The sequence below is a fragment of the Micromonospora sp. LOL_021 genome, from assembly GCF_048060215.1.
Lineage (GTDB): Bacteria > Actinomycetota > Actinomycetes > Mycobacteriales > Micromonosporaceae > Micromonospora_E.
Genome location: NZ_JBHMIN010000007.1, coordinates 114,880 through 130,573, shown reverse-complemented (window position 1 = coordinate 130,573; position 15,694 = coordinate 114,880). Strand labels below are relative to the sequence as shown.

Sequence of the window (15,694 nt, the reverse complement as noted above, 5' to 3'; positions counted from 1 at the left end):
ACCGGTAGCATGAACAGCTATGACTGACACCTCTGCGGGCTCCGCCGTGCCGTCGGCACCGTCCTTGAACGGGTTGGAAGACAAGTGGGCGCGTCGCTGGGAGGAGCAGGGCGTATACCGGTTTGACCGGTCCGCCGACCGGGACGGGGTGTATTCCATCGACACGCCGCCGCCCACGGTGAGTGGGTCGCTACACGTCGGTCACGTTTTCTCGTATACGCACACCGACGTCATCGCCCGGTATCAGAGGATGCGGGGCAAGGCCGTGTTCTACCCGATGGGTTGGGACGACAACGGCCTGCCCACCGAGCGCCGGGTCCAGAACTTCTTCGGGGTGCGCTGCGACCCGTCCCTGCCGTACGACCCGGATTTCGCTCCTCCAGAGCAGCCGGGCAAGTCGGAGATTCAGGTGTCTCGGCGCAACTTCATCGAGTTGTGCGAGCGGTTGACGGTCGCCGATGAGCAGGTGTTCGAGTTGCTGTGGCGGCGGCTGGGGCTGTCGGTCGACTGGCAGATGACCTACCAGACCATCGACGCCGACTCACGACGGGTGTCGCAGCGGGCGTTTCTGAGGAACGTCAAGCGCGGTGAGGCGTACCTATCCGAGGCGCCGACGCTTTGGGACGTCACGTACCGGACCGCGGTCGCGCAGGCGGAGCTGGAGGATCGGGAGCGGCCCGGCGCGCACCATCAGGTGGCATTCCACCGGCCGGACGGCAGCCCGGTCTACATCATGACCACCCGCCCGGAGTTGCTGCCGGCGTGCGTGGCGCTGGTGGCGCATCCGGATGACGAGCGGTACCGCGACCTGGTCGGCACGACCGTCCGTTCGCCGCTGTTCGGGGTCGAGGTTCCAGTCACCGCACACCGGCTCGCGGCTCCCGACAAGGGCACCGGCATCGCCATGATCTGCACATTCGGCGACCTGACCGACGTCCTGTGGTGGCGCGAGCTGCAGTTGGCCACCCGGCCGATCATCGGCCGGGACGGTCGCATACTGGCGGACCCGCCGCCCGGCCTGAACGACCCGCAGGGACGCGCTGCCTACGCCCAACTGGTTGGGGCCACCATGCACACTGCTCGGGAACGGGTGGTGGAGCTGCTGCGCGCGTCCGGGGACTTGACCGGCGAGCCGGAGAAGATCACGCATCCGGTGAAGTTCTACGAGCGCGGAGACAAGCCGCTGGAAATCGTCACCACCCGACAGTGGTACCTGCGCAACGGAGGCCGCGACACCGACCTGCGCGAAAAGCTGTTGGGACGGGGCCGGGAGCTGGCCTGGCAGCCGGAGTACATGCGAGCCCGCTACGAGAGCTGGGTCGGTGGTCTGACTGGGGACTGGCTGGTCAGCCGGCAGCGGTTCTTCGGGGTGCCGATTCCGCTGTGGTACCCCCTCGACGAGCAGGGTGAGCCGGTCTATGACAAGCCGATCCTGCCCGATGAGGCGGCCCTGCCGGTGGACCCGAGCGTAGACACCCCGCCGGGCTACCAAGCTGAGCAGCGGGGAACGCCTGGAGGGTTCGTCGGGGACCCGGACGTCATGGACACCTGGGCGACGTCCTCGCTGACCCCGCAGATCGCCGGCAAGTGGGGCACCGACGATGACCTGTTCCAGCGGGTGTTCCCGATGGATCTGCGTCCTCAGGCGCACGAGATCATCCGGACCTGGCTGTTCTCCAGCGTCGTGCGGTCGCATCTGGAGCATGGCAGCCTGCCGTGGTCGCACGCGGCGATCTCCGGCTGGGTCCTGGACCCGGACCGCAAGAAGATGTCGAAGTCCAAGGGCAACGTCGTCACTCCGTTGGCGCTGCTGGAGGAGTACGGATCCGACGCGGCGCGCTACTGGGCGGTCAATGGCCGGCCGGGTACGGACACCGCATTTGATACCGGGCAGATGAAGGTCGGCCGCCGGCTGGCGATGAAGATTCTCAACGCCAGCCGGTTCGTGCTCGGCCTGGGTTCTCCGGCCGAATCCGCCACGGTGACCGAGGCCTTGGACCGGGCGATGCTCGCGGAGCTGGCCAGCGTGGTGGATGAAGCCACTGCCGCGTTGGACAGCTACGACTACGCCCGAGCATTGGAGCGCACTGAGCAGTTCTTTTGGCGGTTCTGCGACGACTACCTTGAGCTGGCCAAGAGCCGGGGGTACGGCGAACGTGGCTCCGAGCCAGCCGAGTCTGCCCGCGCTGCGCTGACCATCGCCCTGGCCACGCTGCTGCGGCTGTTCGCGCCGTTCCTGCCCTTCGTCGCCGAGGAAGTGTGGTCGTGGTGGCGCACCGGCACTGTCCACCAGGCTGCCTGGCCGAAGGGCGACGAGCTGCGCGCGGCTGTCGGTGGTGCCGACTCCACCGCGCTGACTGTTGCCAGTCAGGTCATCGCCGCGATCCGAAAGGCCAAGTCGGAAGCGAAGCTGTCAATGCGGGCGGACGTGTCCAGGGTCCTGGTCCGCGCCGAGCCAGAGATGCTGGTCGCGCTCGGCAGCGTCTCAGACGATCTGTGTGCCGCAGGTCGGGTCGCCTGGCTGGACACCGAGGAAGCTGGCGAACCAGGGCTGAGCACCCTCGTGACGGTGTAGCAAGAGGGCGTTTCGACGATCAGGTGAGGGGGTCGCTCAGCTGAAAAGCTGGACGATCCCGCGCACCGTCGCTTCGATGGGATAGGTTGCCGCGTGCGCCAGGCTGCGCGATCGCGCCTGCGTAAGCAGGGCGGGGTCTCCGGCGAGTTCGGTTATGGCATCCGCGATGTCAGTTTCGGTTGGCGGCACCAGACAAGCGTGCGGGTGGACTTCCGGGTAGCACAGGGTGCTGGGGCAGACGCATGCTGCCCCAGCGGCGGCGTGCTCAAGCATGGCCACTCCGAAACTCTCCTCCGCAGAGCAGCTGTAGGAAATGTCCACCTGCGACAGCAGCTTCCAGTACGATCGTGCCGAGTCGAGGTGTTCCACGAAGCGAACTTTGTCGCCGCACTGCGCTTGCAACGAACGAGCTAGCGTCAGGACCTCTTCCCGGAACTCGCGTGGACTGTGCTGGTCATCGAGCCAGGTCCCCGCCCGGCCGATCGTGACGCGAATGCTCGGATCTCGTTTCAACACTTCCGCCGCGATCCGCAGGGCCTTGTCCGGGTTCTTCTGGCTGCGCCACATATGTGCCCACAAGACATGGACTCCTGTTTCTTCGCGGCGATTATCCCTGGCTGCTCGGATGCCATGGATATCCACGCCAAGCGGCAGGATCGACACCTCGCTGTCGACGCCGGCCTGTCGCAGGTTGCCTGCCGCGTACTCGCTGTTCACTGCGAGTATTCGACAGATCAGGAGAGTGTCGTGCAGTACTGGCGTGATCATGTGCCGGTAGGTCTGATGCTGCCAGTCCCAACCGATGAGCTGATCGGGAAACAGTACCCAAGCGACAACGTCAGCGCCCCGATCAAATGCCGTCATCGGTGTGACGGCTGACCCCATGACGGAGGGAGAAAGAAGTATCCGGCTGTCCGCAGGTGGCCTGGACATCTGGCGGGGAGAGCTGAGCCAGTTGCCGCTCACCCCACCGAATGAGTCCGCAAGCAATTCCAGCCCACGTTCCCCAAGAAGGCCGTCCCACATATTCGCAAGAAAAATCATCGAAACGCCCCCTACCGACGCGTCCGCGCAATACCGAGGATCATCCCAATACGGAACAGCGCAGCCACAATCAAGAACGCAAGACAGTACGCGATGTTCGCTGCAGTTACCTGGAGACGCCGGACGACCCCCGCGCCAGGGGTTATCTGCCGCGACAACGCGATCCACCGCCGAAGCAGGTGAGTCGCCTGGCCAAGCTCGAGCTGATCCCACGCTGCGGCACCGAGTTGGCCACGGAGCCGACCCATTCCGATTCCGTGGCGGACCTTTCTGCCAATGAAGGACCGGTAGGTGGAAGGGTAGAGTACCGCAACTGCCGTTTCGACCAACTGCGGGAATGCCCCGGACAGGCGGAGCCGGCAAGCGAGTTCGATATCGTCGACCCGATTTCCCGCCGACAGGTCGAGACTAACGCTATCAAAGACAGTCCGAGTGATTCCGAGATTTGGGAACGACACGAACTTGACCGTACCGTCGGCGGCACGCGCAGCAGTTCGGTAGTGATCAATGAGCTCGTCGCATCTCTCAAAGAACCCTTCGCTTCTGCTCTGAATCAAACCAGTCACAATTCCATGCTCCTCGACGCCGAGTGCCATCCGAGCTGCCCAATCGGGCGGGACCACAACGTCGTCGTCGGTGAAGAGAAGAGTGTCGTAGGCAGCGTTGTCGACGCCGAGGCGTCGGGCGAAGGACGACCCGCGACGGCGTCCGGTCCAGATGACCGTGACCGGATGGACTTTCGCCGCCGACATCCACTCAGCGGGTACTGTTCCAGGCGGGCTGTCTCGGACGAGCACGATTTCAGCGGGTCCCGGAAGTTGTGATAGAGAAACGCCGAGCGCCTGGATGCTGTCGGTGATGGTTTCTGGATCCCGGATTGAGGCGACGACTACCGACACTCCCTTCGGCGGGATCATGGCGCCCACTCCAAAAGTGTCCGCATCGAATTGGCCAGATCGTCGCCATCAGGTCGTACCTTTCGACCGTTCTGCACTGACGGGTTCACCGGAAGGTAGCTGAGCGTTTCGAGGCAGCGCAGAATACCTGCGGTGACGGCCGCGAGTCTCAGGTCTCGGCTGAGCTGGTCTAGGTGAAGCCGCAGCCCTTGGCGCAGATTTGGATCAATGATTCCTTCGGCGAGCAGGCCACCGTAGTTCAGGACGGGGTGGCCGCCGATCGGCAGCTCCCAGTCGATGATTGACGCGCCTCGGGGACCAATGATGATGTTGCCAGGCTTGAGATCAGGGTGCACCAGGTTCGGTCTGTCGGTGCTGACCAGGTGCATGTTCTGGACCGCAAGTTCGACGGCCGCTGCCAGCAATGAAGGATCGGCGAGCCGCTCTCGACCGATTACGGCGGCGTACTCATCAACCTGGTGATGATTTTGGCTACCAGATCCGTCCATCTCCCCATTGGCGGCGTGCAGGTGTCCGTAGGACAGCACCGGTAGCGCCGAGATATGGCGGATCGTGGTATCCATAAGGGGCGTAATGGCTGCAGCGATTGTCGATGCGTCCAGGCGCCGAGCCGCCGCACCCAGATCTTCGCCGGGTAACAGTTGGTATATGAAAAACGGGGTGCCGAAGACCGGGCAGGCGAGGCCCCAGGACTCCGGCCTTGGAGTAGGAGCACCTATCCGGGCAAGCCGAATCAGTGTCTCCAGCTCACATGAAAAGCGATCGAGGTCTCGCTGGAGATAGATCCGGAGCACCAGATCGGGGCTTCCCTTGGATGCGACACGGACAGACATGTTGGCGCTGCCGCCAGGCATTACCCTGATCAACTTTTCCTCACCCAAGTGGGCGGCGGTAGCCGCCCTAATTTTGGCACTTATGCTCTCGGCGGTCATTCAGTTACCGATCCCCGGGAGCGGAACCGCGGTGCTTGGCGAGCTGCCGGACGAGTCGATCGGTGAGATGAGGGGCCGCTACTTCAACTTCCGAGGGTCGCAAGGAACGCTGGCTCTACAAGGTGAAGGTCGGACCGCAGAAAGCGGCGGCGAGTGCGGTGCTCTCCAAGATGGAGTGAAGTAGGCCGCACTTTGCACCGCTGACAGACCGGTGACAGAACCGCCCCGCTGCGGCGCCGTACGCGGACCGTGTCGGGGCGGCGGTGGGCGATCTGTCAACGGTCACGCCGCCTCCCCGGCCAGGTCACGGTCGTCGACGACCCACGCCGCCAGGTCGGCGAGCGTCTGTCGTTGTCCGTCGTCGCCGGCCACGGCCCACACCGCCCCGGCGGGGCTCAGGCCCGCCGTGGTGGCGTGGTCACGGGCTCCGGTGGCGACCGGCACCAGCGGCGGCGTCTCGGCCAGCAGCAGGCGCAGGTTGCGTTCCCGGGCGGCGGAGTGCAGCCAGAACAGCACCGGCCACACCCGGCCCAGCCTGCCGAACAACTCCTCGTAGCCGGCCAGCTTGCGGGTCAGCACCGACAACTGCTCACCACCAGTGTCGAACTCGACGAAGAACGGCACCCTGGCATCTCGCACCGTCCACAGGCCGTACCCGTCCGGGCGGACCCGAGGCTGAAAGGCGCGCACCAGACCCGGATCCTCCGGCCGGGTGAACGCCCCCGAGCGTTGGCACGCCGCCTCCGACAACCACCGCCCCAGACGGGCCTCAGGGTGGGTGCGGGCGTAGCCGGCGAGGTCGGTGAAGAATCCGTTCACGCCGAGCCGGTGCTCCAGGGTGCGGCTCGATGTCCACCGGCGCCGCTCCACCCGGGCATGATCCCGACGCGGTGGCCGCTCATCACGGCCAGCGGCCACGACCTCCGCCCCGAGCTGGTCGATGACGTAGTGATACGGATACGAGCCGCCGTCGGCGCGCTGCGGCCGGAACCGCCCCACCAGCCGCAACCGGTACAACGTCAGCAACCGGCGCTGACAGAAATCCAGCGACGGGAACAGGGCGTACGCGATCTGGAACGAGGTCAGCACCCCGTGGTCGTAGAGCCAGCCCAGCAACACCCGATCCCGGGCAGTCAACTGCGACTGCACCCGCAGAACCGGATCATCCATCCACCATCACCTCCTCTCCGATACGCACACGAGCCCCCCCAGGGGGAGAGACCCGAGACCAGCACAGGTCTGTCGCAGGACAACCAGCCCTCGCCGGCAGACCGCCCGACCTGCGGTGTAAGACGGAACCAGGGGTCCGTCCGGGGGACCGGTCCAAGACCGACCCCAACCCGGACGGCAAACCCGACCCCCGAACGGGGGTCAAGCCGGAAACTGTCACCGCCACCAGCCACGGCAGCGGCCGAAAACATGGGGAACAACAACAGAAACTCCTTGTCGAAGACGACACCGACACCAGCGGAGCCGGCACCGGATGGATGAAAGCCGCAGCCCGCGCCCACCAGGCGGCAGGCGACGCCCGACAGGCAGCGGTAGCAGCGCAACGCCCCCAAGCCGAGGGCAAGGCAGCACAAACACCACTGTGGACATGTCAAGGAACGAGCCGTCCCCAAACAGGGACAACCATGCGGCAACGCAGACGTGCAGGAAGACATGCGCGACGAGTAGCCGAACCGACACGCCGCCGGTTTTGGCAGGGACGGGTCGAGCACAGTTCAGAGACAGGGCAACGCCGACGCGGTCAGCCACCAACGTCGCTGGCTACCCACCGGCTCACCCAGCCGGGAGAAGATCCTTCATGACGGTCCCCCTGTCACTCATGACCATCGACGGCCTACCCCACACCCGGCTCACAACGATCGACGACGCCCCGCGAAGGAGCGCCACCAGACCAGCCGATCGAACCCGGCAGGCAGACCACCGAACGGTCGCACGCATCCCAGTACGCCCCACCAGCAGCACCCTGTCAACCACCATCGCCAGCCCTAGATCACGACCCCTCTGGACTCAGCGGGACTCCCCCGGACCAGGCGACCCGAGCCGCCCTCAGCCAGGACGAAGATGCCGCCCAAGAAGGCGAAAAGATCTTGGCACGCACGACTTCTGGTCTCACGTTGTGAGACGTCGGTTCGTCAGCGACGTTCACCCGGCCCACACCGACGCCGGGCCACCTCGGTCAGCTCCTATAGCAACATCCGCACCGAGCGAGATCGCCGTGAGTCCAGATTGCCCACTGTGATAGCTGGTGGGTCTCGTGGTCCTACGATTGCGATCCAAGGAGTACTGTCAAGCCACGTGTTTGCTTCGGCAGGACCAATCGGCCAATCGTGACCTCATTTCCGAGGAGAGCGTGCCATGCCGCGACAGCTCGTTGTCGTCGATCCGGCCTTCGGGCCGCGCTTGAGGTCGCTACGCGAGGAGCGAGGCCTGTCACTCCGCCGGCTCGGGCATCTGGTCCACTGCTCGCACGGATACCTCTGGGATCTCGAGGCCGGCGGCAAGCGGCCCAGCGCGTCCGTGGTGGCGCTGCTCGACACGGCGCTCGGTGCCAACGGCGAGTTGTCCGCCCTGGTGAGCGAAGTGTCGGCTGACAGCGGCGAACTGGTCGCGGGTCCCGCTGAGCCGGGCCCCGACGCGGCGGTGGGATTAGACTTCCCGCAGGACTGGCGACACGGCGCGGAGGTCGCGGCAGAGCTGTGGCGGGGAGATATGCAACGGCGAGATCTCCTGGTGGGTGCGGGATTCAACGCGGCGGCGTTCCTGACGCCGGCGCTCCGCTGGCTGACCGCTCGACTCGAAGAGGAGCCTGTCGGCCACGGTGAGAGCCTCGTTGGTGAGCCTCACGTCGAGACGATTCGGCATATCTCCGGCGTCTACCGGTCGCTCGACAACCGCTATGGCGGCGGCCACGTCCGTGACGGGTTGGTCCGGTTCCTTGATACCGAGGTGGCTCCGCTCTTGCGTGGTCGGTACGACGCCCGTACCGGTATCGCGCTGTACTCGGCGGCGGCCGAGGCCACCCAGCTCGCGGGCTGGGCCTCGTACGATGCTGGGCTGAACGGCTTGGCGCAGCGGTACATGGTCCAGGCGCTACGGCTCGCCACAGCCGCAGGCGATCGCCCGCTGGGCGCGGAGATCCTGGCGGCGATGAGTCACCAGGCGGCCTACTTGGGGGCGTCGGCGGAGGCGGTCGACTTGGCGCGTGCCGCAGGTCGCACGGCGGCCGAGTCCGGGATGGCCGCGATCCAGGCGGAATCTGCGGTGCTGGAGGCGCAGGGCCACGCCGTGGGCGGCGACGAGGCGGCGTGTACCGCAGCGCTCGACCGCGCTGAACGCGCCTTCGACCGCGCGGAGAACACGAGCAACCCACAGTGGATCGGCTACTTCGACGAAGCGTATCTCTCGGCCAAGTTCGGCCACTGCTTCGCCGCGCTCGGCCAAGGCAAGCTCGCGGCCCGGTTCGCGGTGCGGTCGTTGGAGATGGACGGCAGCGCCTATGCCCGCGGCAAGCAGTTCAACCTGGCATTGTTGGCGCTTGCCCACGTGCAGTCCGGTGAGCCGGAGCAAGCCGGCGCGGTGGGGGTGCAGGCAGCACAAGCCGCTGAGAGTCTGAGCTCCGAACGGGCGCGCGCCTACCTCGCCACTCTCGCGGACCGCCTCACGCCGTACGCCGGGCTGCCGACGGTGCAGGAGTTCTCCGCGCGCGTACGGCCGCTACTCCAAGCTGCCTAAATTCGCCCTGTCGCTTTGGCCAGCAGCACGGCGAGCAGACCGGCGACAGACCCCGCACCGACGATCTCCCCGGCGTGGATCCGTTGCTCTACCTCGGCCAGCGGAATCCAGCCGATTCGCGCGGTCTCGTTGATGTCAGGCACGGTGCCCGTGGGGTCGGCCCCTCGGGACAGGTAGATGATGTTCTGCTGATCGATGGTGCCGACCATGGGCTGGAAGCCCAGCAGCGGCTCCATGGTCCTGGGCCGCCAGCCGGTCTCCTCCTCGACTTCCCGCGCCGCGCAAACGACTGGGTCCTCGTCGTGGTCAAGGTAGCCACCCGGCAGCTCCCAGACCCACCGGTCGATGATGAACCGGTGCCGCCACATCATCAGCACCCGGTCGGCCTCGTCCAAGACGATCACCATCGCGGCGGACGGCACCCTGAGTACGTACTGCTCGAACCGGACGCCGTCGGGTAGCTCGACATCGGCGACGCTCAGCACGGCACGCCTCGTGTCGTCGATGACCCGCTCGTCGTGGATGGTCCACTCACTTGCCCGCCGAGCACCGGTACTCATGTGCCGCACCCTATCGCCGCTTCGCTGGCCCCCGCGCGTCGTGGCTGCCCGGTGTCGGCTGACACCGGCTGACGGAGAACCACTTCAGCTGATCTATCGGCGCGACCAACCTGGTCATCGAGGGATACGAACGGCGAGCCGTTGAGTCCCGGTGACGGCGACGGCAGGCGACGTCGATGGAAGCGACGCGCACGACGTGCCCGCCACACCACCCATTGAACAAATGACCTTGGAGGAACCGTGGCGACGTATCTCGGCGGCGGGCAGTTGGAGGAGGCGCAGGCCGTCCTGACGCAGCACGTGGTGTCGTGCGCCGATGGGAAGTGCCTGGCTTGCGGAACGTTCGGACCGTGCGCGGCGAACGAACGGGCGGCGCAGGTGTTCAGCCTGTCTGCACACCTGCCTCGGCGTACGTCTGGAGCGTCTCGTCCTGAGCTGTCCGGTGCCCGCACGGCTGGCTCGACGCGCTCGTGGTGGACCAGATGAACATCCGGTGCTCACCGACCCGATTCGTCAACGGCATGAGGTTCATGGTGGACACATCGACCAGACCCGAGAACGCGTCACCTCGGCAGGACCGGATTGCCGCCACGGCGGTCGGTTTCGGTTCCGTGAGGTTGATTCCTCATCCGCGTACCGCCACTGGGGCTGCGCGGGTGGGTGACTGGCGGGGTGCTCCCAGCCGCCCCCTCGCGGTGGCGGACCCGCCGGCATCGCGGCGGGTCCGCCACTTCGGCGGCCAACGCCGGCGACCCGGCGGCGGGTTTGCCCGACTCAGGCGCGGCGCGCACAGGTCGGGGGCAGGACCGCGATGACGATCTACCTCTCCCGTAACGCCGCAAGGACGGCAGTTGTCGCCGGCACCGTCAGGTCGGGCGACGGCGGCTCGCCGATCGCGGGAGATGGCCCCGCCGCGCCCAGCCCCGATCCTCCGCTGTTCACCCACGTCTGGCAGCGGCTGTTCGAACAGACCGTGCGGAAGGAACGACGCCGATGACGTCCCGCGTTCTGGTCACCGGAGCAGCCGGCTTCATCAGCTCGCACCTGGTTGACGCGCCGCCGGTCAGCGAAGTCAGGGGCGTCCGCCTGCATCAGCGGAGGCTCGGTGCACTGTGATGCATCGACCGATCTCGACCCTGCGCGGCACTCTGACTCACTCCACGGCCGTGGAGCTGTACCAGCGCCACCACGCCACCACAGCCAGAACGTGCTCGACCTGTGGCAGAACTGCGCCATGCCCGGTACGGGCATCCGCCGCGTCTGTCATCGTGGCAGCCGGGGACGACCCTGATCGGTATCCCGGCTCGCCACCGCCTTCTGCTGGCCGCGAGCCGGACGCGGGACAGCTGCCGCCGGATCGCACGGGTTGGGCAGTCGCTGGGCGCAGCCGGGCGCTCAATCCCGAGGATCTGCTCTATGACCGCGATCATCGAGGTCGTTGAGATTTGGGCATATGGCGCAATTGTCTAGTAAGGAGGATTGTGGTGACGCTGATGTCCAGTGCGGCTGGGCTGCCCAAGCGGTCATCGGGAGCACCAAGGGACCTGGTTCTTGCAGGGCATTGCCTACGGTTCACCACCGACGCGCAGGGCCTGACGGATGAGGCACTGGCGGTGTTGGCCCCGCCATGTTCAATGGCGGAGCCGTCGGCTACGAAACCTGGTTGGTCGGTCCACATCCGCGCTTGCCTCGGTCAGCGCTGGTCGCCGCCGTGGCCATCCGGTCCTTTCATGGGCTGACATCGGCCGGCGGCTGGAGCTCGTCGATGTAGCGGGCGGCCGTCTTGTCCTCGCCGGTCAGTATCGGCAGGGCTCCGCTGAGACTCTCATTGAGGTAGACGCCCAGTCCCAACGAACACGGTTGCTGCTGCCCTCCGGGGACGAACCGAGCCGGCGGTGGCCGGACTGGGTTGGCCGGATGTTCTTCGGAACGCGCTTACTCGCGGATGGTTGGTACCTGATGCACGCTGCGGCCGTAAGCGTCGACACGGACGTCGGTCCTCAGGCGGTGGTCTTTCTTGCCGGCTCACATGGCGGCAAGTCGACGCTGGCGCACCGGGCGTCTGTCGAGTTGTCCGCCAAGTTCATGTCCGACGACCTTGTACTCCTCCGCCCCAGTTCCGGCGGCGTGATCGCGGTCGGCTGGCCAACCCGAGTCAGTATCCCGTTGGAACTTTTGAACACCATGACACACGAGAGGCCCACCACTGCGACTGCGCTCAACACCTTCGGGAGTAGCTCTCGACGGCACCGGTTGGTGCTCAGCCCACCCGAGTACGCTTCCATGTTTGACATCCAGCGGACCGGACCCACGATGGTGGGGGCGGTCGTCGTGGTCAGTCCAACCAGTGCCACCTCCCCGGGGCGGCACGGGCTGGTCGATGGGAATATCGGCGTAGACCGGCTCGGGTCAGCGCTGACGGTCGCGGCTCAGATTCCCGCTCAACGGTTGATGATGCTCGACCTTCTCGGTGTCGCTGGGCCGCCAGCGCAGCTGCTCCGGTCAACGGAAATCGGGCAGGCCGACTTGCTCGCTGCGCTCCGCAGCGCCGAGGTTGCGGTAGTCGGACTACGCGTACCGGACATGGCGCGGTTGCCGTCGCTGCCAGTATGGGGTGCTCTCGCCGCCCACCTCCCCTGGATCATGGGGAGCGCGTCGTGACCGTCCGTTGGGCTGTTCACAGCGGTAGCAACCGGTTGGTGGTAGCAGGACCACCCCACCTGGGCCGGTGGTGGCACACGCTCTTGGCGCAGATCCCCACTGCGCGCAGCGAGCCAATCGAAGTGGATAGCGAGAACACGTCGCTCACCCTTGCTGACGCGACCACCCAGGCCGACGCCCGGCGCACCATCAACGCCAGGTTCCATGCCGAGCACCTCTACGACGACACGCTGAGCGTGCACGGTGTCGCCGTGGCGAAGGCGGGCCACGCGATGCTGCTGATCGGCGACTACGGCGCCGGAAAGAGTCTCACTGGGCTGGCCATGATCACGTCGATGGGCTGGTCTCCCCTCGCGGGGGACACCTGCCTCGTGAGGCTGAATGGCCAGGGCAGCTTCGACGTGGTCGGCGGCACCCGCGCCTATGTGTTGCGACGATCTGCGATTGAGCGGTGGTTCCCCACCTTTGTTCTCGGCCAGCCGGATGACGAGCGGGTAGATCTCGCCGCGAGCCTTCCCAGTGACGCCAGCAATGCGGTCGCGGATCTTGCGGGCATCGTGATGGTGGCGGTGGATGGCAACAGCTTCGGGTCACCACCGGCTCCTTGTGGGGAACAGGTGGCCGCGAACGCGCTGTACCGGGCAAGCGGGCACCTGCTGAGCAAGATCCTGGACGACGCGGCGGCGGACCCGTTGTCGCTTCTGGAGGGCCCCGAGTTAGCCCGCCGTCGACTGCGGCTGGTGCGTCGGCTGGCATCCACCATTCGTTGTTGGTGGGTGCGGGGCAGCCCAGGCGACATCGCGGCGGTGGTTGATGCCATGCAGCGTGAGGAGGATCGGCGGTGAATACGTTAGCTGTGGCAGCGGTGGCGCTAGATTTCGGCGGCACGCTCGCAACTCCAGGGGCGTCACCGTGCGGCCGCGACGTCGTGGCCGTGTTGGAGTCGCGGTTTGGCTGGCCGAGTCCCGCTGGGCTTGACGTCGCGGTCGACGAAGTGCGTGCCGAGGCGAAGGCGGCATACCGGCAAGGTGTCCAGACACCGTGGGAGACGATTCTCGCGGATGCCTGGCAGCGCGTGAGCGCTCAGCCGCCAGACCTGGACGCGGTGGTTGACGCGCTGTGGGAGTCGGTGCCCGACGCTGTCGTCGATCCGCGTGCCGCCGCTGCGGTCCGGACGCTTCGCCGCAGCCAGCGGGAGCTGGTCCTGGCTTGCAACACTCAGCGCCCGATCGCCCACCGGCGACGGACGCTTGCGGTCGCCGGCTTGGTGGAGCATTTCGATGCCCTTGTGCTGTCCAGCGACATCGGGTTCACCAAGCCCGATCCCCGCTTCTACGCTGCGGTGGTCGACGCTGCCGGAGGTGTGCCGGGGGCAGTGCTGTTCGTCGGCGACACTCTCGACAAGGACGTCGTCGGCCCGCGTGCCGCCGGGATGCGGGCTGCCCTGGTGTGCGCCGGGGAACCGCCGCCTGGCCTGCCCGAGGACATCCCGGTCATCGCGCACGTGGCCGAGCTTCCAAACCTGCTGGAGCGATGGCCATGATCGATCCGGAAGGTATAGGTGCTCGGATCATCTTCCGGCGGGGTACCGCCATTGTCGTGCCGCGCGTGCCCGCGAGGCAGGGTTGGCTCGCGGCTCGGTACAGCGTGGTCAGCCCTGGGACTGAGCTGCGGCATCTTCTCGCCACAGCTGATGAAGACGATCATGCTGCCGGGTACATGACAGTCGCCGATTCGCTGGATGGTGGGCAGCTACTGACACCCGTGCCTCACGGTGCTGACGCCCAGCCTGACGACCACCGCGCACTGCCGATCCCGCCGGGGACCAGACCCGAGCACGTCGCAGTTGCCCGGTTCCAGCTGATAGCGGCTCTTGGCCTGCGCCGCTGGATGTCGGACGACCGCGTCTCGGAGCCGGTTGTAGTCATCGGCGGCGGACCGGTCGCCCTCGGCTGTGTGCTGGAACTCAAGCGCCGAGGTGTGGCGCAGGTGGTGGCAGTTACCCGGCATCCGCGACCGGCTGCGGCGGTCATACCGGACGTGACCATGCTGACCGAGCCGCCCGGGGTAGCGACGCAGACTTTTGTCATCGACTGCACCGGGCGTCCGACGCGAGCGCTGGCCATGGTCACCCCGGGCGGGCTCCTTGGCTTGCTGGGCACGCCGGGAGACGCGGCGGACCTGTCTTCCGCTGCCGTGCACCGGCAAGGCGTCGCTGTGGTGGGCATGCATGAACTTGCCGGTCACTCGGACCAGGCGAGGCGGTCGGCATTCGAGACCGTGCTGGGTTGGGTGGGCGACACGGTCGACATCGACGCAGTGCCGCGCTGGTTCGCCCGGGTTCCGGGCGAGCGGGCCGGTCCGTTCTACGCCGCTCTGGCCGGCAATCGGCGCTGTACTGCACCGTTCGTGATCCTGGAGTGGTCGTGACCAGTTCGACGCCGACGGCCGTCGGCCTCTACAGCATCGGAATCGGTGGCGTCGATCCGGAAGCCCTACTCGCGCTCGCGGTGGAGCACGAGGTTCCGTTCTTGCACCTGCGCGGCGGCCCGCGCGGATTCGATCTGGCCAGGCGTGACACCGCCACGCTCGATCGGTGGGCTCGCTGCTCCCAGGTCAGCGTGCCGATCACCGTTGTCACCGCAGATCTCGATCTGATCGATTTCGCTCGGCCGGGCACTCCTACTTACTGGCGGGCCAGCGCCGAACTCAACCGGCTGGGCCACGCCGCGTCCGTACTGCGAGCCCACGCGGTTCGCCTGCTCGCCAGGCATCACCTCGACCAGCGGCAGTGGGCCGACCTGACGGTGCCAGACCTCGCCGCCCGCCACGGGCTGACGACGCTCATCGAGCTACATGAGCCGGCATGGTTCACAGATCATTCAGTCGATGCGCTGGTTACGCACCTCGAACGAGCCCCATGGCTCGCGTTGCTGATGGACACGGCTCAGGTCCAACAGGCGTGGCGGCGTTCCGAGGATCCCGACAATCTCGCCGCTCAGGTGTCCGTCCTCGCACCGCGCACCCGCGTCATTCACATCAGCGACAGTGACGATCATGTGCCCGGTGCCGGCTACGAAATCGTGGCAAAGACGTTCGGGCACCTGGAGAACGACAGCCCGGTCGAGATCGCCTTCGAATGGACCGGCGCCGACCGCAGCCCGCAGGTCTGCCTGGACCGCTACCGCCGCGCCGTTGCCTGGTGGCACTCCCGCTCAGAGGCAAACCTATGACGTCCGCACCGACCGCGATGCCTCGCCGATG

General features: G+C 66.6%; 14 protein-coding genes. 8 read left to right on the top strand and 6 right to left on the bottom strand.

Annotated features, from left to right (window positions below; genetic code table 11):
* The first annotated feature begins 19 nt into the window (after positions 1-19).
* Positions 20-2,575: a valine--tRNA ligase gene (valS, locus tag ACFHWT_RS07820; protein WP_416593898.1), complete on the top strand. Its 2,556-nt coding sequence runs from the start codon at positions 20-22 to the stop codon at positions 2,573-2,575.
* A gap of 36 nt (positions 2,576-2,611) precedes the next feature.
* Here the strand turns inward: valS and ACFHWT_RS07815 are convergent, their stop codons facing one another.
* The 4 genes from ACFHWT_RS07815 to ACFHWT_RS07800 form a co-directional block, all read right to left on the bottom strand.
* Entirely contained in the window at positions 2,612-3,619 is a 1,008-nt protein-coding gene (locus ACFHWT_RS07815) for a glycosyltransferase family 4 protein (protein ID WP_416593897.1), read from the bottom strand.
* Between the two features lie 11 nt (positions 3,620-3,630).
* Entirely contained in the window at positions 3,631-4,536 is a 906-nt protein-coding gene (locus ACFHWT_RS07810) for a glycosyltransferase family 2 protein (protein WP_416593929.1), read from the bottom strand.
* The gene (locus ACFHWT_RS07805) at positions 4,533-5,468 is read right to left on the bottom strand and encodes a phosphotransferase family protein (RefSeq protein WP_416593896.1); all 936 of its coding nucleotides are present in this window, start codon (positions 5,466-5,468) and stop codon (positions 4,533-4,535) included. Before ACFHWT_RS07805 ends, ACFHWT_RS07810 begins: the two co-directional genes overlap by 4 nt.
* 282 nt (positions 5,469-5,750) lie before the next feature.
* Entirely contained in the window at positions 5,751-6,638 is an 888-nt protein-coding gene (locus tag ACFHWT_RS07800) for a replication-relaxation family protein (protein WP_416593895.1), read from the bottom strand.
* 1,194 nt (positions 6,639-7,832) lie between these two features.
* Here ACFHWT_RS07800 and ACFHWT_RS07795 point away from each other — a divergent pair.
* Positions 7,833-9,209, top strand: a complete 1,377-nt coding sequence (locus tag ACFHWT_RS07795; protein WP_416593894.1) for a helix-turn-helix domain-containing protein — start codon at positions 7,833-7,835, stop codon at positions 9,207-9,209.
* On the opposite strand, the gene ACFHWT_RS07790 is transcribed toward ACFHWT_RS07795, so the two are convergent.
* The gene (locus tag ACFHWT_RS07790; RefSeq protein ID WP_416593893.1) at positions 9,206-9,769 is read right to left on the bottom strand and encodes an NUDIX hydrolase; all 564 of its coding nucleotides are present in this window, start codon (positions 9,767-9,769) and stop codon (positions 9,206-9,208) included. The two genes, ACFHWT_RS07795 and ACFHWT_RS07790, sit on opposite strands and share 4 nt — an antisense overlap.
* A gap of 382 nt (positions 9,770-10,151) precedes the next feature.
* Positions 10,152-10,292: a hypothetical protein gene (locus ACFHWT_RS07785; RefSeq protein ID WP_416593892.1), complete on the bottom strand. Its 141-nt coding sequence runs from the start codon at positions 10,290-10,292 to the stop codon at positions 10,152-10,154.
* Between the two features lie 288 nt (positions 10,293-10,580).
* Between ACFHWT_RS07785 and amcA the strand changes: the two genes are divergently transcribed.
* The 6 genes from amcA to ACFHWT_RS07755 all read left to right on the top strand — a co-directional run bounded on the left by amcA (position 10,581) and on the right by ACFHWT_RS07755 (position 15,663).
* The gene (gene amcA, locus ACFHWT_RS07780) at positions 10,581-10,766 is read left to right on the top strand and encodes a multiple cyclophane-containing RiPP AmcA (RefSeq protein ID WP_416593891.1); all 186 of its coding nucleotides are present in this window, start codon (positions 10,581-10,583) and stop codon (positions 10,764-10,766) included.
* 920 nt (positions 10,767-11,686) lie between these two features.
* A complete protein-coding gene (locus ACFHWT_RS07775) occupies positions 11,687-12,430 on the top strand; it encodes a hypothetical protein (protein WP_416593890.1) in 744 nt (247 codons plus the stop codon).
* 83 nt (positions 12,431-12,513) lie between these two features.
* Complete coding sequence (locus ACFHWT_RS07770; protein WP_416593889.1) at positions 12,514-13,275, top strand: hypothetical protein; 762 nt, start codon at positions 12,514-12,516, stop codon at positions 13,273-13,275.
* Positions 13,272-13,973, top strand: a complete 702-nt coding sequence (locus tag ACFHWT_RS07765) for an HAD family hydrolase (RefSeq protein ID WP_416593888.1) — start codon at positions 13,272-13,274, stop codon at positions 13,971-13,973. Before ACFHWT_RS07770 ends, ACFHWT_RS07765 begins: the two co-directional genes overlap by 4 nt.
* Positions 13,970-14,860: a hypothetical protein gene (locus ACFHWT_RS07760; protein WP_416593887.1), complete on the top strand. Its 891-nt coding sequence runs from the start codon at positions 13,970-13,972 to the stop codon at positions 14,858-14,860. The genes ACFHWT_RS07765 and ACFHWT_RS07760 overlap by 4 nt, the downstream gene beginning before the upstream one ends.
* Positions 14,857-15,663: a sugar phosphate isomerase/epimerase family protein gene (locus ACFHWT_RS07755; protein ID WP_416593886.1), complete on the top strand. Its 807-nt coding sequence runs from the start codon at positions 14,857-14,859 to the stop codon at positions 15,661-15,663. Before ACFHWT_RS07760 ends, ACFHWT_RS07755 begins: the two co-directional genes overlap by 4 nt.
* Positions 15,664-15,694 lie beyond the last annotated feature (31 nt).

What these genes read in the sequence shown, in the direction of transcription:
- ACFHWT_RS07790 (WP_416593893.1), bottom strand. Translation starts at nt 9,769, where the DNA reads ATGAGTACCGGTGCTCGGCGGGCAAGTGAGTGGACCATCCACGACGAG.
- ACFHWT_RS07760 (WP_416593887.1), top strand. Translation starts at nt 13,970, where the DNA reads ATGATCGATCCGGAAGGTATAGGTGCTCGGATCATCTTCCGGCGGGGT.
- ACFHWT_RS07805 (WP_416593896.1), bottom strand. Translation starts at nt 5,468, where the DNA reads ATGACCGCCGAGAGCATAAGTGCCAAAATTAGGGCGGCTACCGCCGCC.
- ACFHWT_RS07800 (WP_416593895.1), bottom strand. Translation starts at nt 6,638, where the DNA reads ATGGATGATCCGGTTCTGCGGGTGCAGTCGCAGTTGACTGCCCGGGAT.
- ACFHWT_RS07815 (WP_416593897.1), bottom strand. Translation starts at nt 3,619, where the DNA reads ATGATTTTTCTTGCGAATATGTGGGACGGCCTTCTTGGGGAACGTGGG.
- ACFHWT_RS07810 (WP_416593929.1), bottom strand. Translation starts at nt 4,536, where the DNA reads ATGATCCCGCCGAAGGGAGTGTCGGTAGTCGTCGCCTCAATCCGGGAT.
- valS (WP_416593898.1), top strand. Translation starts at nt 20, where the DNA reads ATGACTGACACCTCTGCGGGCTCCGCCGTGCCGTCGGCACCGTCCTTG.
- ACFHWT_RS07785 (WP_416593892.1), bottom strand. Translation starts at nt 10,292, where the DNA reads ATGCCGTTGACGAATCGGGTCGGTGAGCACCGGATGTTCATCTGGTCC.
- amcA (WP_416593891.1), top strand. Translation starts at nt 10,581, where the DNA reads ATGACGATCTACCTCTCCCGTAACGCCGCAAGGACGGCAGTTGTCGCC.
- ACFHWT_RS07775 (WP_416593890.1), top strand. Translation starts at nt 11,687, where the DNA reads ATGTTCTTCGGAACGCGCTTACTCGCGGATGGTTGGTACCTGATGCAC.
- ACFHWT_RS07795 (WP_416593894.1), top strand. Translation starts at nt 7,833, where the DNA reads ATGCCGCGACAGCTCGTTGTCGTCGATCCGGCCTTCGGGCCGCGCTTG.